This is a genomic window from Micromonospora sp. C97 (genome assembly GCF_018070385.1).
GTDB lineage: Bacteria > Actinomycetota > Actinomycetes > Mycobacteriales > Micromonosporaceae > Micromonospora > Micromonospora parva.
In genome coordinates this window covers 125,891-152,705 of the sequence record NZ_JAGPXU010000004.1, presented here as the reverse complement: position 1 = coordinate 152,705, position 26,815 = coordinate 125,891, and the positions used below count along the sequence as shown (strand labels likewise).

The following is a 26,815-nucleotide window of genomic DNA, read 5'->3' as shown; positions in this document are numbered from 1 at the left end:
GCCGACGCACGGTGCCTACTGGTAGGTGATGTCCGATGGTGAGTAGAGGCAGTTGACGCCGTCGGCGCCCTCGCCGATCTCGGTCGGCTCGCTGCCCTTCGGCACGCCCTTGTACTTCACGCAGATCGAGGTCTCCCGGTCCGGGTCGCCGACGATGGTGATCCGGGTGAACCGGGCGGTGTCGCCCCAGTTGGTGTTGATGCCGGCGATCGCGTCGGTGTTCCGGACGATCACGTTGTCGATCACCACGTGCCGCTGGTACGACGTGGAGCAGTTGCCGCAGGCCCGGTAGAGCTTCCCGGCGTTCTCCACCCGGAAGTTCTTGATGTAGACGGTGCCCGACCCGTTGTGTTGGAAGACCTTGTCGCTGGCGGAGCGGGCGCCACCGCCGTCGACGGTGTACGTGGTGCCGCCGCGGAAGGTCGCCGCGTCCTCGCCGACGTCCTCCCACCAGACGTTGATCAGGGTGCAGTTGCCCTCGCAGTGCACACCGTCACCGGCCGGCGCGCCGATGATCACGTTGCGCAGGGTGGCCCCGGCGGCCAACTCGAACATCGGGTCCTGGCTCTCGCTCTGCCCGCCGTCACCGATGCCGTAGTAACGCTTGAGCCCGCCGTCGAAGGTGCCGGACACCGGGATGGTCGCGTCCACCTTCTGGCTGGCGGTGGGCGTCGGCCAGCCGGCCGGCGGCGGAGTGGTGGTGGGTGGCGGAGTGGTCGGCGGCGGGGTGGTGGTCGGCGGTGGCGTGGTCGGGGTGCCACCGCCGGACGAGTCGACCAGCACGTCGTCGAAGCCACCGCTGGCGTACGCGGTGACCAGGCCGATCCGGCCCGCGCCGACCAGGCTGTTGCTGCCGGAGGCGATCTGGGTGCCGTTGACGAACCCGCGGATGGTGCTGCCGCTGGTCTCGATACGCAGGGTGTACCAGGTGCCGGTGCCGACGCCGAGCGAGGCGGAGCCGATCGCCGTGACGGAGCTGCCGTTGACCGCCTGGAGTTCGGCGCGGCCGGAGCCGAGCAGGGCCAGCCGGTACATCTTGGTGCTGCTGGAGGAGCGGGCGGCGAGCCCGACCAGGGCGCTGGACGAGCCGAAGCTCGCCGGCCTGACCCGGGCCTGCACGGAGTAGTTGGTCCAGCTGGTCTGGCCGGCGAACTGGCGCGCCAGCTCACTGCCGGCGTTGGACTGGTTGAGCACCCCCGAGCCGTCCACCGCCCAGGTGCCACCGGACTTGGACCAGCCGGAGGTGTCGCCGTCGGTGAAGTCGTCGCTGAAGATGGTGGCCGCGAAGGCCGAGGTCATGCCGGCGGCGAGGGCCGCCACGGTCACCCCGGCACCCACCGCCAGCAGTAGTGGTCGGCGGCCGGAGAGTCGTCTTTGCTGCACAGGTGTCCTCCTTGACGCATGTGGTGGTGATCCCTGTGCCCGTCGGGCCCGAGACGCGTCGGCGCGGCGTGCGTGCGGCACTGAACGGGATCGGTGTGGCCCCGTCGGACGCCCGGATCCGAAGCGGGGTGAAGCGGGATCAAAGCCGTGGGAAAGGGCTTTCCCGCATCTTCGAGGCTAGGACTGTCCAACCATCAGCGTCAATGCCTGGCGCTTGCAGGTCTGTTGCAGGATTCGACGGCTCAGTAGCTCTCCGGCTCGGTGATCCGCCAGGCCGCGTTGATCAGCCCGATGTGCGAGAGCGCCTGCGGCATGTTGCCCAGCTGCATCCCGGTGGCCAGGTCGATCTGCTCGCTGAACAGCCCCACGTCGTTGGCGTACCCGACGACCCGCTCGAAGAGCGCCTCGGCCCGCTGCTGCTCGCCCGTCATCACCAGGCACTCCACCAGCCAGAACGAACACAGCAGGAAGCCGGCCGGGTCGGCCGTCCAGCGTCGCAGCAGACCGGCCTCGGTGCCCAGCTCGCGCTCGACCATCGCGATCGTCGAGCGCATCCGTGGGTCGGTGGCCGGCAGGAAGTGCGTGACCGGCAGGGCGAGCACCGAGGCGTCCAACTCCGCCGACCCGAACGCGCCGGTGAACGCCCCGATCCGTTCGTTCCACCCCTCGCGCAGCACGGTCTCGCGGATCTCGTCACGCACGTTGGCCCAGCGACGGGGGTCGGCCTGATCACCGAGCCGGTCGGCGAGCCCCACCGCCCGGTCCATGGTCAGCCAGCAGGACACCTTGGACGAGAGGTAGTGGCGCTCGTCGTCGCGGGTCTCCCAGATGCCCCGGTCCGGCAGGTGCCACGTCGCGGCCACCTGCTCGGTCAACCCGAGCACCATCTCCCGCAACTCGACCTCGAAGTTCGCACCGAGGTAGTCGCGCAGCCGCCACACCGCCGATATCACCTCGCCCGGCACGTCGAGCTGACGCTGCCGCCAGGCGTCGTTGCCGATCCGCACCGGCCGGCTGTCCCGGTAGCCGCGCAGGTGGTCGCAGTGGTGCTCGGAAAGGTCGCGCTCGCCCTCCAGCCCGAAGAGCACCGGCACGGGTTCGTCGCCGAACCGGCCGATCGAGCGGGTCGCCCAGGCGAACAGCCGGGACGTCTCCTCGGGGCAGGCCGCCACCCAGAGCGCCCGCATCGTCAACGAGAAGTCCCGCAGCCACGAGTAGCGGTAGTCGTAGTTCCGGTCGCCACCGATCTGCTCCGGCAGCGAGGAGGTCAGCGCGGCGGCGACCGCGCCGCTGCGGGCGTACGTGAGGCCGGTCAGCACCGTCGCGCTGTGTTTGACGAGTTCGGGGTAGCGGCCGGAGTACCCGTGCGTCTCCCGGAACGCCTGCCACGCCTGCGTCGTCTCCGCGAGGGCGGCCAGCGGGTCCAGTCGGGCCGGCGGATCGCCGTACGCCTCACCGAACGCGAGGTCCATCCCGATCACCTGACCGGCGGAGACCTCGAACTCGTGGGTCACCCGGTCGGTGCCCGCCCGCAGGTGCAGACCCCCGGCGCGCAACACCAGCACCACCGGGCCGGCCCCGGCCAGCACCCCGCCGTCCGGCTGGTCGTGCAGGTATGGCGTGAGCAGGCCGTACTCCGGGCGGGGTGCGAAGTCGAGCCCCATCCGCACCCGCCCGGACAGCCCCTTGACGACCCGGATCAGCACGGCCGGGGAGTTCTTGCCCAACTCGTGGGCGCGGGCGCCCACCTCGGCGGCGAGGGCGTCGACGACCGCCACGCTGCCGTGCGGCGTGTGGTGCACCGTCCGCAGCACCAGCGAGTCCGGCAGGTACGCGCGCTCCACCCGGTGGCCCGGACCGCCGACGCCTACCGGCGCCAGCCGGAAATGGCCGGCACCCGGGTCGAGCAGCCGCGCGAACACGGCCGACCCGTCGAACCGGTGCGGGCACCACCAGTCGATCGAGCCGTCCTTGCCGACCAGGGCACCCGAACGGGAGTCCGAGAGGAACCCGTAGTCGGAGATCGCCGGCTGCTGCTCCACCCGCCGGGGGTACCCGCATCAGGCCGGATCAGACCGGGCGCCTCACTCGGTCGGCGGCTCGTCCTCCCCCGCCGCCTCGGCCGCGTCGGCCTCCTCCTTGGTCTTGTGCACCGCCTGGTCGGCGTGCTCCGGCGGCCCGTAGACCGTGTACAACACCAGCGGGTTGGGGCCGGTGTTGACGAAGTTGTGCTTGGTGCCCGCCGGAACCACGACCAGGTCGCCTGCGGCGACCTTCCGCTTCGCGCCGGCGACCCGGGCCTCGCCGACGCCGCTGACGAAGGTCAGGATCTGGTCGATGCCCTCGTGCACCTCCTCGCCGATCTCCCCGTCCGGCGGAATGGTCATGATGACCAGCTGGGTGTGCTCACCGGTCCACAGCACCCGCCGGAAATCCGGGCTCTTCTCGGCGACAGTCGCGATAGTGAAATGCTCCATGCCCACGCTCATACCCCGTCCGGCGGCGCGCCACGCCGGGAGTCGCAGATGGTGGAATTCCCCACGGTCAGAGGGTTTGGATGCGCGCGGACCGGGGATCGACAGCGCGGACCGGCACGAAGCGCCGGTCGAGCCAGGTCCCCGCCGGCGTACCGCCGAACGGCTGCGGTGGTGGGAGACGGCCAGAGCGCGGCGACGTTCCGACCACGGTCGAGCGGCGCCGTGCGCTCTTTCGAGCCACCGTGCGCTCACCCGACTCAGCGATGGAGCCAGGTGAGCAGCTCGGGCGGGGCCAGCGCGGCGACCCGTTGCTGATAGCGGGATCGCGCGGGCTCGTCCAGCAGGTCGCGTCCCTGACCGGAGCCTCCTCGGCGAAAGAACGCCAGGCGGTCGCGCAGCACGCCGAGGGTGTCCGGTGCCAGCTGGTCGGCGCGCTCGCGCATGCGGCCGAAGGTGGCCGCCTCGATGAGCGCGGGCCAGCGCGCGTCGGGGACCGTGATGCCCCACCGGTCGGCGAGCCGGCGCATCTCACCGCCCAGATCGGCCAGCAGGTCGTCGTAGTGCACCAATTCGATGTTCGGCTCGTGCCGGCGGGCCCACGCGTCAGTCAGGTGCATCAGCACCCCGGGGAGCGAATCCAGCTCGGAGTGGGGGTCCACCTCCCGGTCGACCCAGCTCGTCAACCACTCCCGCACCGGGGGCCGCTCACCCGGCGGCCCGGCCGTGGCGGGTTGGCCGGTCAGCTCGGCCAGCCGCGCCCGGTCCAGGTTGGCGGCCTGGTGATAGAGGGAGACCGCCATGTCCAGTGGGTGTCGGGCCACCACCACGTAGTGCACCCGCGGGTCGAGCGGCACCCCGTCCAGCGGGGTGTGCGTCTTGATGAACCGCCGGTGCTGCTGGGCGGCCAGCCGGTCGTACACCGTGGCTCGCGGCTCGCCCAACCAGTCCAGCCACGGCGACAACTCGGGCAGCGGCGCCGGCAGGTCCGGGGTGCCCAGCACCAGGAGCGCACAGATCATCTGCATCCAGGTGGTGCCGCTCTTGGACCGGGTGCTGATCACGATGTCGCCGTCGCGGAACGGGAAACCGGTCCACCGCGCGCTGTCCTCGTCGTCGGATCGGTACCGGTGAATTGGCGTGAGCACCGGTGGATGGTAGTCGTCGAACCGACAGTCGAGCAGCCGAATTCCGACTTACACCCCTGTGAGACATGCGCATGCCTGGCTAGATTGAAGTATGGTGCCCGCCCACGGGGGCCGGGCGGCGGCAACGCTCTACCGCCCCATCCTCGCCAACCGACGAGGCGAGCTTGAGGCCCTGAGCCACCTCGATCCCGCGTACGCCGAGCTGGTCGCCCCGGTCCTGGAGATCGGCACGATCGACAGGTCCACGATGGACACCGTTCGCCGGCTGCCGTCCGGGCTGCTGCCCGCCGTCGACGTCAGCGCGCTGCCCGACATCCCCGAGGCGGAGCTGACCCGCTGGGGCGTACCGATGGTGCCGGTCATCGGGCTCTCCGAGAGCGACCACCGGCTGGTCGCGCACGGCGCGGCGGCACGGGCGTACGGCCGCCGGGCGCTCATCCGGCTGCGGGCCGGCCAGGACCGGGCCGGGCCGGACGCGAGCACCACCGCTGTGGAACGGATCTGGCGGTTCACCGACCTCGCCCCGGAGGAGTGCGACCTGCTGGTGGACGCGGGGGACGTGTGCTGCCCGGCGGACGTGCGGGCCGCCGAGCCCCGGATACGCCGCCTGCTGGACTGGGCGCGCCGACACGCCTGGCGGTCGGTGACGGTGGCGGCGGGCGGCATGCCGCCGACGCTGTCCGGCCTGCCCACCGACGAACCGGTCCAGTTGGACCGTTGGGACTGGCAGCTGTGGCGACGGCTGGCCGACGCCGGGGTCGACTACGGCGACTACGGCGTCCACCCGGCGGTGCCGGGCACCGGTGATCCCGGCGACCGGTTGCCGACGGTGCGGTACACCGACGACGGCAGTTGGTGGATCTACCGCTGGGCGCGACGCGGCGGCCGGGGCGACGACCGGTTCGCCGACCTGTGTCGCACGCTGGTGTCGGCGCCACACTGGCCGACCACCGGGGCGGCCTTCTCGTGGGGTGACCATGAGCTGTTGCGCCGGGCCCGCAGGGGTGCCGGCGCCGGCTCGACCGCCAACTGGGCGGCGTGGAGCACCTCGCACCACCTGGCCCACGTGCTGAACACGCTGTTGCACCCGGCCGGCGACGGTGCGCCGAGGTGGCACCCCGGGCAGGGTCCACCGCAGCGGGGGCGCCCGTTGCGGTGAGCTTCTGGTGCTACTGCTTCTCGGTGAAGCCGAACTGGATGACGCCCTCGTCGTCGACGGTCGCGTCCACCGACGCGTCACCGAGCAGCTCGGCGGCGTCCTCGTCCAGGAAGATCCGGGCGCCCTGGTTGTCGACCACCCGATCGCCCTGCACCGGCTCGGGCACCAGCTCGACGGTGAGCGAGCCGGCCTCGGTGTCGGCGGCGATTCGCACCCCACCGTCCTGGGCGACGTCCTGCTGATTGGCGAGGTCACGAATGACGAGCACGGCGTTATCGGTCATGGTGAGCATGAGTGGAACTCCTCGTGGATTCTCGGCTCGCTGTCGAATACGGCACGGACCGGACAGTCGGGCCCGCCTACGAGCACGCGTGGGAGGCGACAGAGGGGCGAACGGTCATCGCCGTCGCATCGGATCGGGGCAGCTGACGGCCCCGTCACTTCCACCGTGCCCGCTGGCGGACCATCCGTCAAATAGAGCCGGATCAGTGGAGAGCGGCGGCCGGGGCCAGCCAGGCGCGAATCTCGTTGACCGCCGCGCGGCCGGCCCGGTTGGCCCCGATCGTGCTGGCCGAGGGGCCGTACCCGACCAGGTGAACCCGCGGGTCGGCGACCACCCGGGTGCCGTCCATCGTGATACCGCCGCCCGGCGCGCGCAGGCCCAGCGGGGCGAGATGGTCGATGGCCGCCCGGAAGCCGGTGCACCAGAGGATGACGTCCGCCGACACGTTCCGCCCATCCGCCCAGGCCACCCCGTCGGGTGTGATCCGGTCGAACACGGGTAGCCGGTCGAGGACGCCGCGCTCGCGCAGCCGGCGCACCTCGGGGGTGACCGGCAGCCCGGTCACGCCCACCACGCTTCCCGGTGGTCGGCCGGCCCGGACCGCCTCGTCCACCCGGGCCACCGCGGCACGACCCAGTTCCGGGCCGAACTCCTCGTCGTTGAACGACGGCGGCCGGCGGGTCACCCAGGTGGTGGCCGCCGCGACGGTGGAGACCTCACCGAGCAGTTGCACGGCCGAGGTGCCGCCGCCGACGACCACCACGCGAAGGCCGGTGAACTCGGCCGGCCCCCGATAGTCGGCGGTGTGCAGCTGCCGTCCCCGAAACGTCGACCGGCCCGGGTAGTGCGGCCAGAACGGCCGCGTCCAGGTGCCGGTGGCGTTGATCAGGGCTCGGGCGGTCCAGGTGCCCCGGTCGGTGTGCACGTCCAGTCGTCCGTCGGGGCGGGAGCGCACCGCCCGGACCCGTACCGGCCGCCGCACCGGCAGGTCGAAGGTCCTCTCGTACGCGGCGAAGTAGGCGCTGACCTGCTCGGCGGCCGGGCGGTGCGGATCGGCGGGTGGGAGCGGCAGGCCGGGCAGGTCGTGGAAGCCGTGCACCCTGTCGAAGACCAGCGTCGGCCAGCGGTGCTGCCACGCGCCGCCGGGCCCGTTGTCGGCGTCGAGGATGACGAAGCCACTGCCGGGGGCGAAACCGGTGCGGTGCAGGTGGTAGCCGGCGCTCAGACCGGCCTGGCCGGCGCCGATCACCACGACGTCCGCGGAGAGGGTGTCCACACGGGGTACAACAGCCCGGTTGTCGGGACTGTGCCCGCCGTCGGTCGTCGCGCCGGTCACAGCCGGCCATTCCGGCGTCGACCACCCGACCGGCACTTACGCTGAGCGAATGAGCGACTTCCGTCGGTACGCGGCCGAACTCCTCGGCACCCTGCTGCTGGTGTTCTTCGGCGTGGGCAGCGCGGTCGCCGCCCGGGTCCAGGGCGGCGTGGTGGTGGTGGCGCTGGCCTTCGGGTTCGTGATGGTGGCCCTGGTCTACACGATCGGCCCACTCTCCGGCAGCCACGTCAACCCGGCGGTGACGCTCGGTGTGCTGCTCTCCGGAAAGATCTCGGTGCTCGGTGCGGTGGCGTACTGGATCGCGCAGTTCGTCGGCGCGACCATCGCGGCCTTCGTGTTGTGGGCGCTCACCCGATGGGGTGACGTCGCGGACCAGACCGGGGCCCTGGGCGCGAACGGCTACGGCGCGCACATCAACCGGGGCGGCGCTGCCGTGCTGGAGGTCGTACTGACCTTCCTCTTCGTGCTGGTGGTGCTGGTGGTGACGAGTCGGAGCGAGAATCCGGGCACCGCCGGACTGGCCATCGGGCTGGCGCTGGCCGCCACCCAACTGGTGGGCGTGACGCTCACCGGTGCGGCCGTCAACCCGGCCCGCGCGTTCGGCCCGGCGGTCTTCGAGGGCGGCGTGGCGCTGCGGCAGCTCTGGGTGTTCATCGTCTTCCCGCTGCTCGGCGGGGCGCTCGCGGCGCTGGTCGCACCACTGCTGATGGGGGCGCAGCGGCACTACTGGGGTGGTCACGAGAAATCGGTCGGCGAGCCGAAATAGGCAGTAACGGCAATATCTTTCGCCCGGGGACCTTTTCCGGCGAATATCTCCGTGGCAGCATCAGCACATGCATCGTCGTCACTTTCCCCGGGCCCTCGCGCTGCTGGCGCTGGTCGCCACCGCGGCCACCGCCGCCGCGCCCGGCGCCACAGCCGAGTCGCCCACCCCCGCGACGACCCAGCTGCGCGCCACCATCGACACGATCCTCGCCGACAGCCGGCTGAGCGGCGCGCAGGCCTCGGTGGTCGTGGTCGACACCAGCACGGGGCAGACGCTCTACGACCGCAACGGCGACCGCCGGCTGATTCCGGCGTCCAACACCAAGCTGTTGACCTCGACCGCGGCCCTTGAGCTGCTCGGCCCCGGCCACCGCTTCACCACCGACGTCCGCGCCAGCGGCAAGCGTCGCGCGGGCCTGCTCTCCGGCAACCTCTACCTGCACGGCGGAGGCGACCCGACAATGCTCGCCGCCGACTACGACGCGCTCGCCGCGCAGGTCGCCGCCGACGGCGTACGGGTGGTCACCGGCAACCTGGTCGCCGACGACACCCGCTACGACAGCACCCGGCTCGGCCCCGACTGGACCTGGGACGACGAGCCCTACTACTACGCCGCCCCGGTCTCCGCGCTGACCGTCGCCCCGGACACCGACTACGACGCGGGCACGGTGATCGTGCACGCCGCGCCGGCCGACCGGGCCGGCGCCCCGCCGGTGGTAACCACCACCCCCGCCACCGGATACGTCCGGGTCGACAACCGCGCTGAGACGGTCAGCAGCGGCGAGACCTCCATCTCGATCGAGCGCGAACACGGTGGCAACACCGTCGTGGTGACCGGTCAGATCGCCCTCGGCGACGAGCCGGCCAGCGACTGGGTCACCGTCTGGGAACCCACCGGCTACGCGGCCGACGTGTTTCGGACGGCGCTGCACCGACACGGCGTCCGGGTGCTCGGCCGTACCGTGCTCGGCCAGCCCACCCCGGAGACGGCCGACCCGGTGGCGCGACACGACTCGATGAGCCTGGGCGAGCTGATGACACCGTTCCTCAAGCTCTCCAACAACGGGCACGCCGAGGTGTTGACCAAGGAGATCGGTCGGGTGCTCTCCGGCTCGGGAACGTGGACGGCCGGCCTCACCGCGATCAGCGAGTACGTCGCCGACACCGGGATGGACACCGGGAAGCTGCGCCAGCGGGACGGCTCGGGGTTGTCCCGGCGCAACCTCGTCCCGGCGACGGAGTTCGTCGACCTGCTCAGCGCCGTCCGCGCCGAACCGTGGTTCGCCACCTGGTACGCGGCGCTGCCGATCGCCGGCCAGCCCGAGCGGTTCGTCGGTGGCACCCTGCGCAGCCGGATGGCCGGCACACCGGCCGCGGGCAACGTGCACGCCAAGACCGGCAGCCTGACCGGTGTCTCCGGGCTCTCCGGGTACGTCACCAGCGCCGACGGTCGGCTGCTGGCGTTCTCCATCCTGCTGAACAACTACCTGACGGCGTCGGTGAAGTCGCTGGAGGACCAGATCGCCGTAACGCTGGCCGGCTTCCGCGAGGGACAGACGTCGACGGCCCGGGTGGCAGCGCCGGCGGTGCCGGAGACGCCGCGCACCCCGGAGGGCGTCGAGTGCGCCTGGGTGAAACCGATCACCTGCTGAGCGACGGCCGGGAGGCGCGGACGCGCCTCCCGGCCCGGCGAGCGCTCAGGCCGGACGGTCCGGTGGGGGGACCACCGCCGTCGGGTCGCCCCGCTCGATGAGCGCGGCGATCTCAGCGGCCCGCAGCCCGCGCAGTGCCAGCACCCGGGTGCCCCAGCGGTGCAGGCGGCACGGGTGTGGGCTGGCATCGTTGCGGCAGACCACACCCCCGGACCACCGCCGGGGGGCGTGCACCACCACCGCCCGCACGGCGAACTGGGTGTCCTCGCCCGTCACGTACGGCGGCAGGGGAATGTCGCGAAGAACCTCCCCGGACGCTTCACCGGTGCCGGACGAAGCGGCACGACGGACGCGGTGGGCGGTGCTGCTGCTCATTTCCGCTGCCTCCACACTGGATGGTCGGATGGGGACAGCAGAAAGTTACGTCGCATTCGACGCTCCGCGACGGACAAACTGTCCCGCCGCCGCCCGCGCGGCGATGGATCGGTCAGTCAGCGCACCGCCACGGCCTGGAGGCCGACGTTTCCGCAGTGCTGCGTGAAGACCTTCTCGACGGTCCACTTCAGCAACAGTCGAGCACCCTTCGGCAGGGTGAAGCGGATGGTGAACTGGGCGCTCTGACTGGTGTAGGGATCTTCCAGCCGCGCGGTGCTGGCGGGCCCGCCGGTGGACAGCCGCGCTTCCAGCCGCCCGCGTGCCATCCAGATGCCGCCGTACAGCTGGACCGTGCGCGGCCCGCCGCTGCCCGCGACGGCGAGACTGAAGCCGTTGCCGGCACCGCAGGTGTAGACACCGTTGGAGGTGCCGTTCGTCGAGCGGTTCGGTGTGCCGTCGGACCAGCGCACGTACTCCTGGTTGCCGTCCCAGCCGACCCGCCTGCCGGCGCCTCCCCCGTCGATGATCTCGCCGGAGCCGGAGCGCTTGCGGATCGTCGACCTGCCGCCGTCCTCCCCCCAGTGCACCCAGTCCCGGGTGCCCACGGCGGTGAGGTCGACGGCGGCGGGCATCTCCTCCCGGCTCACCGACAGCGCCGGCGCACCGGGCTTGGCCGGTGGTGGCGGCGGGGCGGGCGGGCTGGTCGACGGTGTCGGGTCCGGCGAGGGCGGGCGCTGGCGCGGGCGCAGACCGGGGGTGGCCGGCCCCGCCTCACCGGTGCGCCCGTCGGCGGCCGGGAGAACTGGGGAACGGCCGGTCCCGGCGGACCCGCCGCCCAGACCCACCTGGTCGTCCGGCTCGGGCCCGGACCAGAAGCTGAGGTACGAGATCAACAGCACCAGGCCGACGAGTACGGCGGCTCCCTGAACCACAAAGCGCCGCCGCTGCCGGGCGCGGCGCAGCACGCTGCGGGTGAATCCGGCGGTCGTGGCACGCGGACGGTGCCTCGGCGGCGCGTCGCCAGCCCTCGAACCAGCCCGCGTGCGGTCTTCGTCCGCCACCGACCCCTCCAACTCCACCGCCCGGCCGTCCTGGACCGCAGCGGACCACACCGTCCACTGTGGGCCGATTCACGTTTACACGGGCGTGGACGACACGCTAGATCCGGACTGCCGGACGTGTCCAGCCCACAACGGGACGCTGTCGGACAACCTGGCCCGCCCGGACTGGCACTTCGGCAGCCCACGACCGCCTTACGCGTCAGCCGATCCGGAAACCGAGCAGCTGCGCGATGGTCACGGCCTGCTCGACGTCGATGATGGCACCGGCCCGTTCGACGACCGTCGGGTCGAGCGCGGTGAGATCGCTGCCCCGCAGGTCGGCGCCGCCGAGCCGGACATTGGTCAGCTGGGCGCCGGAAAGATCGACGCCAGTGACGGAGGCACCGGTCAGATTGGCCCTGGTGAGGTCCACCTCGCGCATGCGCACCCCGGTCAGCCGAACGCCGCGCAGGTCGGCGCCCGGCAGCGCGGCGAAGGACCAGTCACCGCCGTCCACCGTCAACGGACGCAGATCACATTCGCTGAAGGTGCTGCCGACCAGCTTGCAGCCGGTGAACTCGGCCTCGAAGAAGTTGCACCGCCGAAAGACGCACCGGGTGAACGCGGAGTCGACATGCCGGGAGGAGTTGAACGCCACGTTGCCGAACGTGCACCCGGTGAAGACGGCGCCTCTGCTCACCGCCTCGGTCAGGTCCACCCCGAAGAACTCGCAACCCACGAAGTGCCGGTCGGTCAGCTCCTCGCCGTACCAGTCGTCGTTGCGGAAGGTCACGTCCTCGGTCAACTCCGGCATCCGGCCAGGCTAGTGGGCACCGCCGACGGCCGACGGACGGCGGGCCGGTGCCGGCCCCCTTCCGACGCCGGTGTACCGGCGAGTAGGTTCGGCGGCGTGAGTGTGGCTCGGAGCATGGACCCGGATCAGATCGGTTTCGACCCGGCGCGGCTGGCGCGGATCGACGAGCACTTCGGCGGGTACGTCGACGACGGCCGGCTTACCGGCTGGCAGGTGGTGGTCACCCGCCGCGGCGAGGTGGCGCACTCCTCGACGTACGGGCTGCGCGACCGGGAGTCGGGCGCGCCGGTCGAGGCCGACACCCTGTGGCGGATCTACTCGATGACCAAGCCGGTCACCTCGGTCGCGGCGATGATGCTGTGGGAGGAGGGCCGGTTCGAGCTGACCGACGAGATCAGCCGCTGGCTGCCCGAGTTCGCCGACCTGCGCGTCTACTCCAAGGGGTCGACGCTCAAGCCGTACACCGTGCCGGCGGTCGAGCCGATCCGGGTCTGGCACCTGCTCACCCACACGGCCGGCCTGACGTACGGCTTCCTGCAGACCTCGGTGGTCGACGGGCTCTACCGGGCCGCCGGCTACGACCTGTACCCGCCGGCGGACGTGGACCTGGCCACCGCCAGCGCGACCTTCGGCGAGCTGCCGCTGCTGTTCCAGCCCGGCACGGCGTGGGGCTACTCCGTCGCCACCGACGTGCTCGGCCGACTCGTCGAGGTGATCTCCGGGCAGAGCCTCGACGCGTTCTTCGCGGACCGGATCTTCAGCCCGCTGGGCATGACCGACACCCGCTGGTGGGTGGAGGGCGACGAGGCCGAGCGGCTGGCCGCGCTCTACGTACCGGATCCGCGCAGCGGCCGGGCCGTCCGCTACGACAGCCTCGGGTCGCTGGCGTTCCGCAAGCCGGCGTTGCTCTCCGGCGGCGGTGGTCTGATCTCCAGCGCGGCCGACTACCACCGCTTCACCTCGCTGCTGCTGCGCGGCGGGGAGCTGGACGGCGTCCGGCTGCTCGGGCCGCGCACGGTGCGGCTCATGACCCGCAACCACCTGCCCGGCGGTCAGGACCTGGGCACCCTGTCCACCGGCGGCTTCGCCGAGACCACCCTGGACGGGATCGGGTTCGGCCTCGGCTTCGCGGTGGTCGACGACCCGATCCCCAGCCGGTTGCCGAGCAGCGTCGGCGAGTACTACTGGGGCGGAGTGGCCAGCACCGCGTTCTGGGTCGACCCGGCGGAGGAGATCACTGCCCTGCTGTTCACCCAGCTGATGCCGTCGAGCACCTACCCGTTGCGCTCCCAGCTGCGCCAGCTCGTCTACGCCGCCCTGGTCGACTGACGGTTCGCCGTTCCACCGACGCCGAGTCGGCCCACTGCCTAACCTGAGCCGGTGAGCACCATCGTCGTGTTTGGCGCGGGCGGCACCGCCGGTTCGCGGGTCGTCGCCGAGGCGGCCGACCGGGGGCATCGGGTGATCGCCGCCGTCCGCCGCCCGGAGGCCACCTCGTACCTGCCGGCCGGGGTGCGGACGGTCACCGGCGACGCGACCAGCCAGCGGAGTGTGCGGGAGCTGGCCCCGGACGCCGACGCGCTGGTCGTGGCGATCGGCGGCGGCGAACGCGAGCTGTGGCGCGACGCGGCGGAGAACCTGGTGACCGCACTGCGCGGGATGGCGGCCGCACCGCGGATCATCCACTTGGGCGGCGGGTCCACCCTGCTCACCCCGGGCGGCACCCGCATCCTCGACGAGCCGGACTTCCCGGCCGAGTACCGGGACGCGGCGCTGGGCCAGGCGGAGGCGCTGGACTACTACCGCACCGCCGCCGACGGGGTGACCTGGACGTACGTCTCGCCGCCCCCGCTGGAGTTCCACCCCGGCGCCCGCACCGGGCACTACCGCACCGGCACCGACCAGCCGGTCACCGACAGGCAGGGCCGTTCGGTGCTCACCTACGAGGACCTGGCGGTGGCGATCGTCGACGAGATCGAACAGCCACGACACCGGAACGCCCGCTTCACCGTCGCGTACTGACCGGGGTGCCGTCCGGCGGTGCTCAGTCGGCGAGGCGGGCCGGGAAGCCACCGGTGGCGATCGGACCCCAGGCGTCGATGGTGACCCGGATCAGCGACTTGCCCTGGCGCACCATCGCCGCCCGGTAGTCGTCCCAGTCCGGGTGTTCGCCGGAGATGCTGCGGAAGTACTCCACCAGCGGATCCAGCGCCTCGGGCAGGTCCAGCACCTCGGCGGTGCCGTCGATCTGCACCCACGGGCCGTTCCAGTCGTCGCTGAGCACGCAGGCCGAGACCCGGGGGTCGCGGCGGATGTTGGTCACCTTGGCCCGCTCGGGGTAGGTGGACACGACCAACCGCCCCTGCCCGTCGACCCCTGCGGAGACCGGGGAGGACTGCGGGCGCCCGTCGGCCCGGGTGGTCATCAGCAGGACGCGGTGCCGCGGCCGGAGGAAGTCGAGCAGGCCGTCCCGGTCGACCCGGGTGTTCGTTGCGATGCTGCGTGCCATTCCCCGTTCCTACCAGGGGCCGGGCGCGGCGACGGCGGCGGGTCAGCGAGGTCGGGCCGGGGAGCGGTGCACCGCCTGGGTGGGCACCCGGGGACGACCGGACGGACGCCAGGCCCGACCGTTGGCGTAGATCACCCGGAAACCGAGGTACGACGCGAGCGGCGCCCAGTGGGCGGAGCCCATCCGCAGCTCGGCGGCGTTGTGGCGCTGGCCGTTGGCGAGCACGTCGAGCAGAACCGTTTCGAAGGCCGCCGATTCGACCCAGTCGACTTCCCGGGTGAAACCGCAGATCAGCGCGGCTCCGGTGACCTCCAGGAACTCGCGCAGCACCGCGTCCGAGGCGCGCAGCACCGAGCAGCTGCCGAAATAGAGTCGCCGGCCCTCGGCGCGGCCGGCCATCAGCTCGGCCACCTCGTTCAACTCGACCGACTGCCAGTCGGTGAGGCAGAGCCGGCTCGGCTCGCCGTGCATGGCGAAGAAGCCGACCCGGTGGTCGGCGTACTGCTTGAGCAGCCAGCGGTCCAGGAAGTAGAACAGCTCGTCGCGGGTGGCCGCGTCCTTGTGGATGAAGCGGATCTTGCCCAGCCGCTCCAGCAGCTCCAGGGTGGGCAGCACCGAGCCCCGCTCGTTGAGGTCCCGGTGCCACTGACCCTCGACACAGAAGACGCCACCGCGTGCCACGCGCACCTCCGCCAGTCCGCCGCCCGGGCTGACGTTACCGGCCGCGGCCACCCTGGGAACATCACCCTCGGTGTGGCGGAACGCGACGTTCGGTGTGCTTGGCCGCAGAAAGGCCGATCGGTGGGAAATGGCTGTTTCGCAAATCAGCTGAATTCCCAGGCAATACCCAGGGACAGCGGATTGTGAGCACGATTCTCGTTAATCGCCGCCAACGGCACGGATCAGTGCGAGGGTGGAAATCACGGGACTTCTCGGTCGATGTCCCGGAGCCACCCCATTCGCTCTCCTATCGGGAGGACTTCTGTGCGCGTAAACACCTTGAAGCGTGCCGCCGTCGCATTCGCCCTGGCACTGCCCGGGGCCGCAATCGCCACGGTGGTCGCCGCACCGGCGGCGCACGCGGACGGTTGTTACACCTGGAACCGCACCCTGACCCAGGGCCGCTCCGGCAACGACGTCCGGCAGTTGCAGATCCGGGTCGCCGGGTGGGCCGGCTACCGGGACATCGTGGAGAACGACGGCCGCTACGGGCCCAAGACCGCCGCCGCGGTCAAGCGGTTCCAGCAGGCGTACGGGCTGCGCGCCGACGGCATCGCCGGCCCGCAGACCTTCGCCAAGCTGTACCAACTCCAGGACAACGACTGCACGCCCGCCCACTTCAGCTACAGCGAGCTGGACAACGGGTGCGGCGGGAGCGGGTGGAGCGGCGGCCCGCTGTCGGCGAGCCAGACCAAGCAGAACGCGCTGCGCACCATGTGGAAGCTGGAGGCGCTGCGCAAGGGCCTCGGTGACAAGCCGCTCTACGTGTCCAGCGGCTTCCGCAGTCGCGCCTGCAACAACCAGGTCGGTGGCGCGTCCGACAGTCAACACCTGTACGGCAACGCGGCCGACGTGACCTCACGGACGTCCTCGCTGTGCCAGATCGCCCGCAACGCCCGCAACAACGGATTCAGTGGGCTCTACGGACCGGGCTACCCCGACCACGACGACCACGTGCACGTCGACTCGCGTCGGGAGAACAACAGCGACCGCAGCTCGAACACCACGAGCTGGTCCGCCCCGGACTGCGGGGTCGGTAACTGAGTCGCCCGCCCAGAGCGGCGTCGGCCCGACGCGGAGGGGGAATCTCCGCGTCGGGCCGACGTCGTGTCGCCCCGGGTCGGGGTGGGCGGAGGGGGTAGCGCGCTCAGCTCGCCCGGGGCCAGCGCGGCGCGGTGACGGGGGGAGTCACCGGCCGGCCAGCAGCGGTGGGCCGTACGCCCTGGGGGACGACCCGCGCGGCCTGCTGCCGCGACGGCCCGGTCGCCGTGAACGGGAAGGGTACGTGCACGAACGGATTGCCATGCCGGATCAACGCCTCGATCTGCCGCTCGTTGAGCCCGTGTGCCTCCAACACCCGCCGCCCCCACCGATGCAGGCGGCACGGATAGGAGGCACCGTCGTTGCGGCACAGCGGCCCGGTCGGCCACTCCTCGGCGGTGTGCACGACCACCGCCCGGACCGCGAGCCGGACATCCTCGGGGGTCAGCGGTGTCGGCATCGGCACCTCACCCAGCACCTGGTCGATGGGATCCGTCGACTGCTCACCAACTCGCACGGCAGGCCTCCCGCAGTTCGGCAGCGGTACGGCGGACCCACCGCACCGACATCCTCGGTCAGGAGTACGGCGGGCACTGGCCGAAAGTTCAATTCCGGTACCCGGTAAGCAGATTCGCCCGAGGAACGGACCGTCAGACCAGGCCGGCGTCGTGCACGAGCAGGGCCACCTGGACCCGGTTGTTGAGGTCGAGCCGAGTCAGCAGCCGGGAGACGTACGCCTTCACCGTCGCCACGCTCATGAACAACTCCCCCGCGATCTCCGCGTTGGTATGCCCGCGGCCCAGGGCGACCGCCACCTGCCGCTCCCGCTCACTGAGCCCGGTGAGCAACCGCAGCGCCCGCTCCCGCCGCGGGTCGGGGCCAGCCGGGCCGGGGGTGGCGGCGGTCACGTGGGCGATCAGTGTGCGGGTCACCGTCGGGGACAGGGTCGCCTCCCCGGCCGCCACCCGGCGCACGGCGTGCACGATCTCCGCCGGCGGGGTGTCCTTGAGGAGGAAGCCGGCAGCCCCGGCGCGCAACGCCCGCAGCACCTGCTCGTCGGCGTCGAAGGTGGTCAGCACCAGCACCTCCGGCGGGTGCGGCTGGGCACGCAGGGCCTCGGTGGCGGTCAGCCCGTCCACCCGGGGCATCCGGATGTCCATCAGCACCACGTCCGGGGCGTACGCGGCGACGGCGGCGGGGACCTCACCGCCATCGGCGGCCTCGCCGACCACGGTCAGGTCCGGCAGACCGCCGAGGATCATCGAGAGCCCGGCCCGGACCAGCGCGTCGTCGTCCACGATCAGCACGCGCACCGGCGACACTGCCGACTGCGGCCCCGCCGCACCGGAAGGGCCGACCACACCGGAGGCGTTGGCGGCGCCGGGAGGGCCCGCCGCTGCGGAAGGGCCGGTCACGCCGGCCACGGCAGCCAGGCGGCCAGCCGGAAGTCGCCTGCGTCGTCGCGACCGTAGGCGAGCCGGCCACCGGCGAGGGTGACCCGTTCGCTGATGCCGACCAGGCCGGTGCCGGCGCCCGGCAGCGTGTCGCCGGCCGGTGCGCCGACCGGCCAGCGGTTGCCGATCGCCACGGTCAGGCCGCTGCCCGGGCCGCCCGCGACGTCCACGGTGACCGCCGCGCCGGCCGCGTGCTTGCGGGCGTTGGTCAGCCCTTCCTGCACGATCCGGTACGCGGCCCGGCCCAGCGCCGCCGGCACGTCCCCCGGGCTGACGACGCTGTCGCTGACGTTGACGCGCACCCCGGCTGCCCGCGATTCGGCGATCAGGGCCGGCAGGTCGGCGAGTGTGGGTTGCGGCGGCTCCGGGGAGTCGCCGTCGTCGCTCTCGGCCCGGAGCACCCCGATCACCTCCCGCAGGTCCTGAAGGGCGGCGTGCGCGCTGCCCCGGATCACCCCGGCGGCCCGGGCCACCTCGTCCGCTGGAGCGTCCGGGCGGAACTCCAGCGCCCCGGCGTGCAGGCTGAGCAGCGAGATCCGGTGGGCCAGCACGTCGTGCATCTCCCGGGCGATCCGGGTGCGTTCGAGGTGGCGGGCCTGGGCGACCCGGAGCTGCTGCTCTGCTTCGGCCCGGTCGGCCCGATCCCGCAGCGACACGATCAACTGCCGTCGGGCCCGGACGAACATCCCCCAGGCGAGCACGGCGACGGTGATCACGACGCCCCAGGCGACGGTGGCCCAGTAGGGCATGCCCGGATCCGGACGAACCCAACTGAAGACGAGGTTGGTGAGGAGACCGACCCCGGTCACCGCCACCGCGACGGCGGTGCGCCGGTGCACCACGACGGTGAAGTAGAAGATGACCAAGGGGATGGCCGAGGCCATCGAGAACAGGTTCAACGGCAGGGTGGCCACCACCAGCCCGAGCGGCCAGCGCCGCCGCAGCCAGAGCAGCCCGCAGCAGACCAACCCGAGCAGCGCGTCCACGCCGACCATCCAGTCGTGCGGCAGCGGGACCGACGACTCCGGGTGGGGCGACAGGGCGTCCGCGGTGGCGAACAGCACCCAGAGCAGGCTGACCAAGAAGGCCAGGGTGTCGACCGCCCAGTCCCGGGTGGTCCGCCGGGGCCGGCGGGTCGCCGTCTCCGGGCTGGCCGCGCCGGCCAGCGCCCCGGGCAGCAGCCAGGGGTGTTCCGGCACGGCGAGGCTGGTCACGGCACCATGCTAGGCAGCCGAAGGGCGCCACGACCAGCTACCAAAGTCGAGACCCGCCGGTCGACCAAGGTCGGTACGGCATCGACCGGCGGCCGCAGCGGATGGCCGGGGGGCACGGGCACGCTCGACGACATGATCACCGTGGAGAACCTCTCCAAGCGATACGGGCCACACCCGGCCGTGGACGACGTGTCGTTCCAGTGTGAGCCGGGCACCGTCACCGGCTTCCTCGGCCCCAACGGCGCCGGCAAGTCGACCACCATGCGCATGATCTGCGGGCTCACCACGCCGACCGCCGGCCGCGCCACCGTCGCCGGGCACCCCTACCAGGATCTGCCCAACCCGGGGCGGGAGGTGGGAGTGCTGCTGGACGCCTCCGCCCAGCACGCCGGACGCACCGGCCGCGAGGCGTTGACGCTGTCCGCGTACACCATGGGTCTGGACCGGCGCGAGGTCGCCGCGAAGCTCGACCTGGTCGGGTTGAACGCGGTGGCCGCGAAGCGTCGGGTCCGGGCGTACTCGTTGGGGATGCGCCAACGGCTCGGGCTGGCGCACGCGCTGCTCGGCGACCCCCGGGTGCTGATCCTCGACGAGCCGGCCAACGGGCTGGACCCGGAGGGGATCTTCTGGATGCGCGGCCTGCTGCGCGACTTCGCCGACCGGGGCGGCACGGTGCTGCTCTCCTCCCACCTGCTGCGCGAGGTGGAGGCGGTCGCGGACCGGCTGGTGGTGATCGGGGGTGGCCGGATCGTGGCCCAGGGCGACAAGAACGAGCTGCTGGCCGGCGGCGGCACGGTGGTCCGGGCCCGCGACGACGCGGCGCTGCGCCGGGCGCTGGAAACGGCGGGTCTGACCGCCGCCGACAGCACCGACGGCCTGCTGGTGCAGGCCGACGCCGAGGCGGTCGGCCAGGCGGCGGCCGATGCCGGCGTCGCGCTCGCCGAGCTGCGCCCCGCCAGCGGCGGCGGCCTCGAACAACTCTTCCTCACCCTGACCGCCGGCGAATCCACCAAGGAGGCCGTCCGATGACCACCACCACCGCGCCCGCCAGCGGCCTCGTCGCGCCCCGGCACCACACTCCGGTACGCCGGCCGTCACTGCTCCGCCTCACCGGTGTGGAACTGCGCAAGCTCGCCGACACCCGGGCCGGACGCTGGCTGCTGATCACCATCGGCCTCGTCGTCGTCGCGATCGTCACCCTCCTGCTGATCTACGCCGAGGACTCCGAGCAGACCTTCTTCACCTTCTTCGTCACGTCGCTGTTGCCGGTCAACGTGCTCCTGCCGGTGCTGGGCATCCTGTCGATCACCAGCGAGTGGTCCCAGCGCACCGCCCTCACCACGTACGCGCTGGTGCCCCGGCGGGAGCGGGTGGTGGCCGCGAAGCTGATCGCGGTGGTGCTGGCCGCGCTCGCCTCCGTGCTGGTCACCCTGGCAATCGCAAGCGTCGGGACGCTCGTGGCGTCCGCCACGGGCGGCGCGGGCACCTGGCGCGTCGACGCGGCGCTGATCGTGAACGCGGCGATCGTCCAGGTCGCCGGCGTGCTGATGGGTGCCGCCTTCGGCCTGCTGCTGCTCAACCCGCCGTTGGCCATCGTCGGTTACCTGCTGCTACCAACCCTCTGGTCGGTGCTGGGCGAGCTGGTCCGACCGCTGCGCGGCGCTGCCGGTTGGCTGGACACCAGCCGGACCATGGAGCCGTTGTTCACCAGCCACGTCACCGGCGAGCAGTGGGGACGACTGGTGGTGTCCCTGCTGGTCTGGATGGTTCTGCCGCTGGCCGCCGGCCTGTTCCGGACGCTGCGCCGCGAGGTGTCCTGACCATGGACGCGGCCGACTACCGTCCGCGCACCGTGGTCAGCGGCGGCCCGTTGGAGCTGGCCGTCCTGTGGGGTGGCTTCCCGCTGCTCGGCGCGGGCGCCGGATGGCTCCTGGCGGCGACGACGGGCTGGCTCGCCCGACTGCCGTGGGTGCCGTTCGGCGGCCTGGTCCGGTGGCTGGACCAGCTGCCCGAGCCGCAGGCCACCGCCGGCGCCATCGCGGTGGGCGTGCTGGCCGGCCTGGTCATCGCCGGGATCGGCACCGCCGAACGGCTGATCGTCACCGTCGACGCGGCGCAGGTCCGGCTGCGCCGCTCCGCCGAGAACCGGACCGTCGCGCGGGTCGACACCCGGGTGGCCTTCCTCGCCCACAAGCACCTGGTGCTGCTCGACGCCGACGGCGCGGAACTGGTTCGGGAGCCGACGGACCTGTCCGCCGCCGCACTCGCGGCGGCGTTCCGCGAGCACGGTTGGGGTTGGGCGGACGACGACCCGCACCGGTCGGCGTACCGGCTGTGGGTGCCCGACCTGCCCGGGTTGCCGACCGGTGCGGACGCGCTGCTACGGGCCCGGGAACGGGCGATCCAGCGGGACCGCCGCGACGACGCCCGGGAGTTGCGCCGCGAACTGGGTCTGATTGGGGTGGTGCTGCGCGACGACGACAAGCGCCAGTACTGGCGGTTGACCAACCGGGCCGTCGCCCCCGGGTCGGAGCAGCCGACTTCGGCCGAGCGGGACGCGGCCGGGCGGTAGCGTCTGTCCCAGCAGACCCTGGGAGCCGCGCGATGACCGAACAGCAGCCGTACCGGGTGGTGTCCCGACACCCCGGGTTCGAGCTGCGTCGGTACCCGGCCCACCTGGTGGCCGAGATGCAGATCCAGGCGTCGTTCACCCGGGCGCCGATCGAGGCGTTCCGGCCGCTGGCCGCGTACATCGGCGGTGCCAATCGGGCCCGGGGCCCGCTCGGCACGGAGGCGGCCGGCGGCTCGGAGAAGATCGCCATGACCGTGCCGGTGATCCAGATCGAGGGCGAGTCGCCGGGGGCGTACCTGATCCAGTTCATCATGCCGGCCACCTTCACCACCGCCACCCTGCCCGAGCCGGTGGACGCCCGGGTGCGGATCCACCCGGTGGCGGCGCGGCTGGCGGCGGCGATGCGGTTCTCCGGGCGGTGGACGGAGCAGGCGTTCAGTCAGCGGGCGACAATGCTCGGCCGGTCGGTGACCGCGGCCGGGCTGCAACCCACCGGTGCCATCCGGTACGCGCGTTTCGACAGGCCGTGGAAGCCGTGGTTCCTGCGCCGCAACGAGGTCGTGCTGCCGGTCGTGGAGTGAGCTATCGGAGTTGCCGGCGGTCGTCGATGCTCGGTCGGGCCAGCAGCACCGCCATTCCCAGCCCGGCGAGCAGCCCGGCCAGTGAGACCAGCAGATCGGAGTCGGCGGCGTTGATCGGGCTGTTGCCGGCCAACGAGGTGAACGCCGCGCCGATCGGCAGCGCGATCATCATGGGGACGGCAGTGGCCACCAGAAACACGACCGGGCCCACCAACGCGAGGAGAGCCGCCACCCCGTGGTGCCACCAGACCGGCCGGCCGCCCGGCCAGTCCCAGGCCAGCAGGGTGACCCCGGTGAGCAGCACCGCACCGAGCGCGGCCTCCGGCAGCAGGCGGGTGCCGGGCGGGACGGCACGAACCAGCCCGACCCCGAGCAGGGCGGCCACCGTGACGCCGGCCGCCAACGCGACGCGGGCCCGGGTCCGGGCCGGAGCCGCCGCCAGCCCGGCGCCGACCGCGACGGCCACCAGCAGCGCCGCCGTGGCCAGGGCGCCCTGGTTCAGCTCCGGCTCCCGGTCGGTCGGTGACTCCATCGCGGCGGCCACCAGCGTCAGCACCCCGGCCACGCAGGCCGCGCCGGTCAGCACCCGCCGGTCGGTGGCCGCAGGCGCGCCGCGCTCCCGCTGTGGCCGGCCAGGCTCGCGCGCCGAGGACGTGCGGCGCTCCCACCACAGCGGAATGGCCGCGACCCCGCCGAGCACGGCGCAACCGCCGACGGCGAGCAGCACCGTCGCGTCGACGCCGATCGGGTCGGCCCGGTCGATCGCCACGTCGGCGGCGACCCAGCAGCCACCCAGCAGCACCGCCGGGCCGCCCCACCGCAGCTGACCGCGCCCGGCCAGCACCAACCCGAGCGACACCGCCATGATCGCCATGAACCGCAGGTCGCGCGCCCAGTAGGCGTTGTTGCCCGGCAGGCGCTCCGACCACGGGCCGAGCGGCTCGGTCAGCGGTTGCCACCTGGTCATGCCGTACGCCCAGAGCAGCACGGCGACGGCGGAGAGGAACAGCCCGACCGGGCGCGCGCATCGCATCCATGGACGGTAACGGCCGGCTGGGCCCCGCGGGGGGCGCGGTCATCCGCCGACCGGTGACCGGGCGGGACGGTGACGCAGCAACCGCCACGTCGGCAGCACACTCGACAGCACCGCGAGCAGCAGACACAACCCCACCACCCCGGCGACCACCGGCCACGGCACCATCAGGTCGACAGGGGCACCGACCTGCTCGGCGAGGCCGGCACGGACGCTGAGCAGGCCGACGAACGCGACAGCCCCACCCAGCAGGGCGCCGATCAGCACCACCAGTGCGGACTCGGCGGTGACCAGCCAGATGACCTGCCGTCGGGTCGCCCCGGCCATCCGGATCAGCCGCAGGTCGGCGGCGCGGCCGGCGGCGGCCAGCAACAGCGTGTTGGCCACCGCGATGGCACCGTAACCGGCCGACACCCCGATCAGCAGCAGTGTGAAGAGCCAGACGAGGCGGTCCTCGGCGGCGTCCGCCTCGGCCGCCCAAGCCGGGACGTCGAGGATCCGCGCGCCGACGGGCGGATCGATCCGGTCCCGCACGTACACGGTGGAGGTCAGCGCCGACGGGTCGTGCGCCCGCACCACGGCCCGGGGTACGAGCAGGTCGCCGGGGATCGAGGTGTCGGTGACCACGGCGACGACGCGCAACGACACCGACGTCCCGTCGGCGAAGACCACCGGGTACGGCTCGGACGGCAGCAGGTTCGCCGACGCGGTGACCACCACGGTGTCGGCGCCCGTCAGGTCGTCCAGCGAGCCGGCGACGACGGTGAGTACCCGGTTCGCGGCGGCGAAGCCCTCCGGCTCCACGCCCAGCGCCGTCAGCGGCCGGTCCTTCGGCGGCGTCGCGGGGTCGGTGCGGTAGACGGTGGTGGGCAGGAGCGCGGTGCCGCCGGTCGCGGCGACGGCCCGGTCGGACAGGCCGGGCGCACGGTCCGGCACGACGATCCAGCCGGCGTTCACGTTGTCCGCCCGACCGGCCGCGTACGCGGCGCTGGTGGTGCGCACCATCCCGGAGACCAGCACCGCGAACGCGACGGTGAGCAGCACCGGAGCGGCGATGGCGGCGGTCCGCCGGGTCGCTGTCAACGCCCCGCCCCGGACCAGCATCCCGATCGCGCCACCGGGGCGACGCACCGGGGAACGCAGCAGCCGCACCAGCGGCCCGACCACCACCGGGGCGAGCACTGTGGCACCGGCCACCAGGGCCATCACCGCGTAGAGCGCGTACTGCGCCGCCACCCGAGCCTCGTCGGCGGTTGCCGTGCCGACACTGAGCGCCACCCCCGTCGCGAGGAGCAACGTCCCCGTGGCGGCGCGCAGCCGGCCGATCGGTCGCTGTTCCACAGCGGCCTCGCGGAGCGCCTCCAACGGGCGCACCCGGGCCGCTCGGCGGGACGCCGACCAGACCGCCAGCACCGCGATCACCGGCCCGGCGGCGAGCGACACCGCCACCGGCCAGAGTTCGTAGCGGACCCGGAAGGTCGACGGTTCGTAGCCGACGTCGACGAGCAGCCGTCCCAGCACCGGCGCGAGCGCCGCGCCCAGCAGCAGGCCGACCAGCCCGGCCGAGGCACCGACGGAGAGCGCCTCCGCGCCCACCATGCGACGGACCTGGCGGCCGGTGGCGCCGACCGCGCGCAGCAGACCCAATTCCCGGCGGCGCTGCGCGAGGGTGAACGCGAAGGTCGAGGAGACCACGAACACCGTGACGAAGCCGGCGAGAGCCGCCGTGGCGGTGAGCACCTGCATGCCGATCCACCGGGTACGGGCGTCGCCGGGCGGCTCCAGCACCCCCCGCGCGGCACCGGTCAGCACCCGCCCGTCGCCGCCGACGACCCCACGCGCCGCCATGGCGACCCGCTCGAGGTCGGCCCCCGGGGCGAGCACCAGCCCGATGGCCCGGACGCCGGGTGCGAGGGCGGCGGCGACCTCGTCGGCGACATGCACGCCGGGCCCGTCGACCAGACCGGTGACGGTGTACGGCTCGGGGCCGACGGCGGTCAGCACTGTGACCGGCGCGCCGACGCGCAGCCCGAGCGCGCGGTCGACGACCACCTCGCCGGCCCGGCGGGGTGACTCGCCCGCCGTGAGGCGCAGCCCACCCAGTTGGGCGCTGGACCAGCCGTGCCCCTGGTGGGCGTCCTCCCGCCCGCTGTCGGCAGCCGAGGGTCGGCCGTCCACGAGCGGCTGCGCGTAGAAGGTGCGGTCCGGCACCGCCGCCACGACGTCCGGCAGACCGGACAGCCGGCCGACGAGCCCGGCCGCGGCGGTGGCGGACCAGGGCCGGGTCGGCACGAACTGGTCGGCCGACGCTCCCGCCTCGGGGCTCTGCACCACGACCGCCGCCCGTGCCAGCCGGTCCGGCACCTGCGGGCGGCCGGAGGCGAGCAGCAGGGTGGCCGCCGCGACCAGCGTGACCCCGATGGCGACGGCCACGAACGCGCTGGCCGACCGTCGGACGCTCAGCACGACGACTCCGCGACGATCTCCCGCTCGGCGATCCGGGCCGCGACGGCGGCGGCGGTGATCCCGCCGGTCAGCTCGTCGACGACCCGGCCGTCGGCGAGCAGGAGCACCCGGTCGGCGTACGCGGCGGCGGCCGGATCGTGGGTCACCATCACCACTGTCTGCCCGTGGTCGTCAACGAGCGCGCGCAGCAGCCGCAGCACCTGCCGCGAGGACGCGCTGTCCAGCGCCCCGGTCGGTTCGTCGGCGAAGACCACCGCCGGACGGGTGATCAACGCTCGGGCCACCGCGACGCGTTGCTGTTCGCCGCCGGACAGCTCACTCGGCCGGTGCCCGGCCCGGTCGGCGAGTCCGACGGCGTCGAGGGCGGCGGTGACGTCCCCGGCCGGCGGGCGGCGACGGGCCAGGCGCGACGGCAACTCGACGTTCTGCGCGGCGGTCAGTGTGGACACGAGGTTGAACGCCTGGAACACGAAGCCGATCCGGTCGCGCCGCAGCCGGGTCAGCTCGTCTTCGCCGAGGTCGTCGAGGCGGGTGCCGTCGATCGTGACACTCCCCTCGGTCGGGCGGTCCAGCCCCGCCGCGCAGTGCAGCAGGGTGGACTTCCCCGAGCCGGAGGGGCCCATCACCGCCGTGAACGTGCCGCTCGCGAAGCTGGTGGTCACGCCGTCGAGCGCTGTCACCCGCCGGGTGCCGGTGCCGTACACCGCGCGCAGCCCCGTCACTGTCACCGTGTCTGTGGTCATGACCGTTTACGGTGCCGAATGCCGGGGTGCGGCGCGTCGTGCCAGGGCTGGCA

At 72.8% G+C, this 26,815-nt stretch carries 27 protein-coding genes; 10 read left to right on the top strand and 17 right to left on the bottom strand.

Annotation, left to right across the window (positions count from 1 at the left end):
* Positions 1-15: 15 nt before the first annotated feature.
* The 4 genes from KBX26_RS08785 to KBX26_RS08770 all read right to left on the bottom strand — a co-directional run bounded on the left by KBX26_RS08785 (position 16) and on the right by KBX26_RS08770 (position 5,005).
* Entirely contained in the window at positions 16-1,383 is a 1,368-nt protein-coding gene (locus KBX26_RS08785; protein WP_030331302.1) for a pectate lyase, read from the bottom strand.
* Between the two features lie 242 nt (positions 1,384-1,625).
* A complete protein-coding gene (locus tag KBX26_RS08780) occupies positions 1,626-3,425 on the bottom strand; it encodes a glycoside hydrolase family 15 protein (protein ID WP_030331304.1) in 1,800 nt (599 codons plus the stop codon).
* A 42-nt stretch (positions 3,426-3,467) separates the two neighbouring features.
* Entirely contained in the window at positions 3,468-3,860 is a 393-nt protein-coding gene (locus KBX26_RS08775; protein ID WP_036411381.1) for a cupin domain-containing protein, read from the bottom strand.
* A 257-nt stretch (positions 3,861-4,117) separates the two neighbouring features.
* Positions 4,118-5,005: a sulfotransferase domain-containing protein gene (locus KBX26_RS08770; RefSeq protein ID WP_210865126.1), complete on the bottom strand. Its 888-nt coding sequence runs from the start codon at positions 5,003-5,005 to the stop codon at positions 4,118-4,120.
* 91 nt (positions 5,006-5,096) lie between these two features.
* Between KBX26_RS08770 and KBX26_RS08765 the strand changes: the two genes are divergently transcribed.
* Positions 5,097-6,164, top strand: a complete 1,068-nt coding sequence (locus tag KBX26_RS08765; protein WP_210865125.1) for a beta family protein — start codon at positions 5,097-5,099, stop codon at positions 6,162-6,164.
* 10 nt (positions 6,165-6,174) lie between these two features.
* Here KBX26_RS08765 and KBX26_RS08760 read toward each other — a convergent pair whose 3' ends face one another.
* Both KBX26_RS08760 and KBX26_RS08755 read right to left on the bottom strand, forming a co-directional pair.
* Positions 6,175-6,456 carry an adhesin gene (locus tag KBX26_RS08760; protein WP_030331312.1) on the bottom strand — a complete coding sequence of 94 codons (282 nt, stop codon included), beginning with the start codon at positions 6,454-6,456 and terminating at the stop codon, positions 6,175-6,177.
* Positions 6,457-6,649: 193 nt separating this feature from the next.
* Complete coding sequence (locus KBX26_RS08755; RefSeq protein WP_030331314.1) at positions 6,650-7,723, bottom strand: NAD(P)-binding domain-containing protein; 1,074 nt, start codon at positions 7,721-7,723, stop codon at positions 6,650-6,652.
* A gap of 109 nt (positions 7,724-7,832) precedes the next feature.
* On the opposite strand from KBX26_RS08755, the gene KBX26_RS08750 reads away from it, so the two are divergent.
* Together KBX26_RS08750 and dacB are read left to right on the top strand one after the other, a co-directional pair.
* Positions 7,833-8,549, top strand: coding sequence for an MIP/aquaporin family protein (locus KBX26_RS08750; protein ID WP_030331316.1), 717 nt, complete (start codon positions 7,833-7,835; stop codon positions 8,547-8,549).
* Positions 8,550-8,616: 67 nt separating this feature from the next.
* Complete coding sequence (dacB, locus tag KBX26_RS08745) at positions 8,617-10,200, top strand: D-alanyl-D-alanine carboxypeptidase/D-alanyl-D-alanine-endopeptidase (RefSeq protein ID WP_030331317.1); 1,584 nt, start codon at positions 8,617-8,619, stop codon at positions 10,198-10,200.
* Positions 10,201-10,245: 45 nt separating this feature from the next.
* On the opposite strand, the gene KBX26_RS08740 is transcribed toward dacB, so the two are convergent.
* From KBX26_RS08740 to KBX26_RS08730, 3 genes are all read right to left on the bottom strand, one after another.
* Positions 10,246-10,575 carry a hypothetical protein gene (locus KBX26_RS08740; protein ID WP_030331319.1) on the bottom strand — a complete coding sequence of 110 codons (330 nt, stop codon included), beginning with the start codon at positions 10,573-10,575 and terminating at the stop codon, positions 10,246-10,248.
* Positions 10,576-10,691: 116 nt separating this feature from the next.
* Positions 10,692-11,636, bottom strand: a complete 945-nt coding sequence (locus tag KBX26_RS08735; protein WP_030331321.1) for a hypothetical protein — start codon at positions 11,634-11,636, stop codon at positions 10,692-10,694.
* A 199-nt stretch (positions 11,637-11,835) separates the two neighbouring features.
* The gene (locus KBX26_RS08730; RefSeq protein ID WP_030331323.1) at positions 11,836-12,429 is read right to left on the bottom strand and encodes a pentapeptide repeat-containing protein; all 594 of its coding nucleotides are present in this window, start codon (positions 12,427-12,429) and stop codon (positions 11,836-11,838) included.
* A 96-nt stretch (positions 12,430-12,525) separates the two neighbouring features.
* Between KBX26_RS08730 and KBX26_RS08725 the strand changes: the two genes are divergently transcribed.
* Positions 12,526-13,758 carry a serine hydrolase gene (locus KBX26_RS08725; protein ID WP_210865124.1) on the top strand — a complete coding sequence of 411 codons (1,233 nt, stop codon included), beginning with the start codon at positions 12,526-12,528 and terminating at the stop codon, positions 13,756-13,758.
* Positions 13,759-13,809: 51 nt separating this feature from the next.
* Complete coding sequence (locus KBX26_RS08720; protein WP_030331327.1) at positions 13,810-14,451, top strand: NAD(P)-dependent oxidoreductase; 642 nt, start codon at positions 13,810-13,812, stop codon at positions 14,449-14,451.
* A gap of 22 nt (positions 14,452-14,473) precedes the next feature.
* Here the strand turns inward: KBX26_RS08720 and KBX26_RS08715 are convergent, their stop codons facing one another.
* Together KBX26_RS08715 and KBX26_RS08710 are read right to left on the bottom strand one after the other, a co-directional pair.
* Positions 14,474-14,938, bottom strand: coding sequence for a PPOX class F420-dependent oxidoreductase (locus tag KBX26_RS08715; RefSeq protein WP_030331329.1), 465 nt, complete (start codon positions 14,936-14,938; stop codon positions 14,474-14,476).
* A 42-nt stretch (positions 14,939-14,980) separates the two neighbouring features.
* On the bottom strand, positions 14,981-15,619 hold the full coding sequence (locus KBX26_RS08710; RefSeq protein WP_030331331.1) for a DUF6642 family protein: 639 nt from the start codon (positions 15,617-15,619) through the stop codon (positions 14,981-14,983).
* Between the two features lie 303 nt (positions 15,620-15,922).
* On the opposite strand from KBX26_RS08710, the gene KBX26_RS08705 reads away from it, so the two are divergent.
* Positions 15,923-16,702 carry a D-Ala-D-Ala carboxypeptidase family metallohydrolase gene (locus tag KBX26_RS08705; RefSeq protein WP_030331333.1) on the top strand — a complete coding sequence of 260 codons (780 nt, stop codon included), beginning with the start codon at positions 15,923-15,925 and terminating at the stop codon, positions 16,700-16,702.
* A gap of 103 nt (positions 16,703-16,805) precedes the next feature.
* Here KBX26_RS08705 and KBX26_RS08700 read toward each other — a convergent pair whose 3' ends face one another.
* The 3 genes from KBX26_RS08700 to KBX26_RS08690 all read right to left on the bottom strand — a co-directional run bounded on the left by KBX26_RS08700 (position 16,806) and on the right by KBX26_RS08690 (position 19,367).
* Positions 16,806-17,216: a hypothetical protein gene (locus KBX26_RS08700; protein WP_030331335.1), complete on the bottom strand. Its 411-nt coding sequence runs from the start codon at positions 17,214-17,216 to the stop codon at positions 16,806-16,808.
* A gap of 133 nt (positions 17,217-17,349) precedes the next feature.
* A complete protein-coding gene (locus tag KBX26_RS08695) occupies positions 17,350-18,132 on the bottom strand; it encodes a response regulator transcription factor (protein WP_210865218.1) in 783 nt (260 codons plus the stop codon).
* The gene (locus KBX26_RS08690) at positions 18,111-19,367 is read right to left on the bottom strand and encodes a sensor histidine kinase (RefSeq protein ID WP_210865123.1); all 1,257 of its coding nucleotides are present in this window, start codon (positions 19,365-19,367) and stop codon (positions 18,111-18,113) included. The genes KBX26_RS08695 and KBX26_RS08690 overlap by 22 nt, the downstream gene beginning before the upstream one ends.
* A gap of 132 nt (positions 19,368-19,499) precedes the next feature.
* Here KBX26_RS08690 and KBX26_RS08685 point away from each other — a divergent pair, with 132 nt between their 5' ends.
* From KBX26_RS08685 to KBX26_RS08670, 4 genes are read left to right on the top strand one after another with little or no spacing between them, the layout of a single operon-like run.
* Positions 19,500-20,396 carry an ABC transporter ATP-binding protein gene (locus KBX26_RS08685; RefSeq protein ID WP_210865122.1) on the top strand — a complete coding sequence of 299 codons (897 nt, stop codon included), beginning with the start codon at positions 19,500-19,502 and terminating at the stop codon, positions 20,394-20,396.
* Positions 20,393-21,187 (top strand): ABC transporter permease, encoded by a 795-nt coding sequence (locus tag KBX26_RS08680; RefSeq protein ID WP_030331343.1) that lies wholly within the window; start codon positions 20,393-20,395, stop codon positions 21,185-21,187. The genes KBX26_RS08685 and KBX26_RS08680 overlap by 4 nt, the downstream gene beginning before the upstream one ends.
* 2 nt (positions 21,188-21,189) lie before the next feature.
* Complete coding sequence (locus tag KBX26_RS08675) at positions 21,190-21,939, top strand: hypothetical protein (protein WP_210865121.1); 750 nt, start codon at positions 21,190-21,192, stop codon at positions 21,937-21,939.
* A gap of 32 nt (positions 21,940-21,971) precedes the next feature.
* Positions 21,972-22,520 (top strand): heme-binding protein, encoded by a 549-nt coding sequence (locus KBX26_RS08670; protein ID WP_030331347.1) that lies wholly within the window; start codon positions 21,972-21,974, stop codon positions 22,518-22,520.
* A gap of 1 nt (position 22,521) precedes the next feature.
* On the opposite strand, the gene KBX26_RS08665 is transcribed toward KBX26_RS08670, so the two are convergent.
* From KBX26_RS08665 to KBX26_RS08655, 3 genes are read right to left on the bottom strand one after another with little or no spacing between them, the layout of a single operon-like run.
* Positions 22,522-23,553, bottom strand: a complete 1,032-nt coding sequence (locus KBX26_RS08665) for a hypothetical protein (protein WP_210865120.1) — start codon at positions 23,551-23,553, stop codon at positions 22,522-22,524.
* Positions 23,554-23,595: 42 nt separating this feature from the next.
* Positions 23,596-26,019: an ABC transporter permease gene (locus KBX26_RS08660; protein ID WP_307857774.1), complete on the bottom strand. Its 2,424-nt coding sequence runs from the start codon at positions 26,017-26,019 to the stop codon at positions 23,596-23,598.
* Positions 26,013-26,762 (bottom strand): ABC transporter ATP-binding protein, encoded by a 750-nt coding sequence (locus KBX26_RS08655; protein WP_210863185.1) that lies wholly within the window; start codon positions 26,760-26,762, stop codon positions 26,013-26,015. Before KBX26_RS08655 ends, KBX26_RS08660 begins: the two co-directional genes overlap by 7 nt.
* Positions 26,763-26,815: the final 53 nt, after the last annotated feature.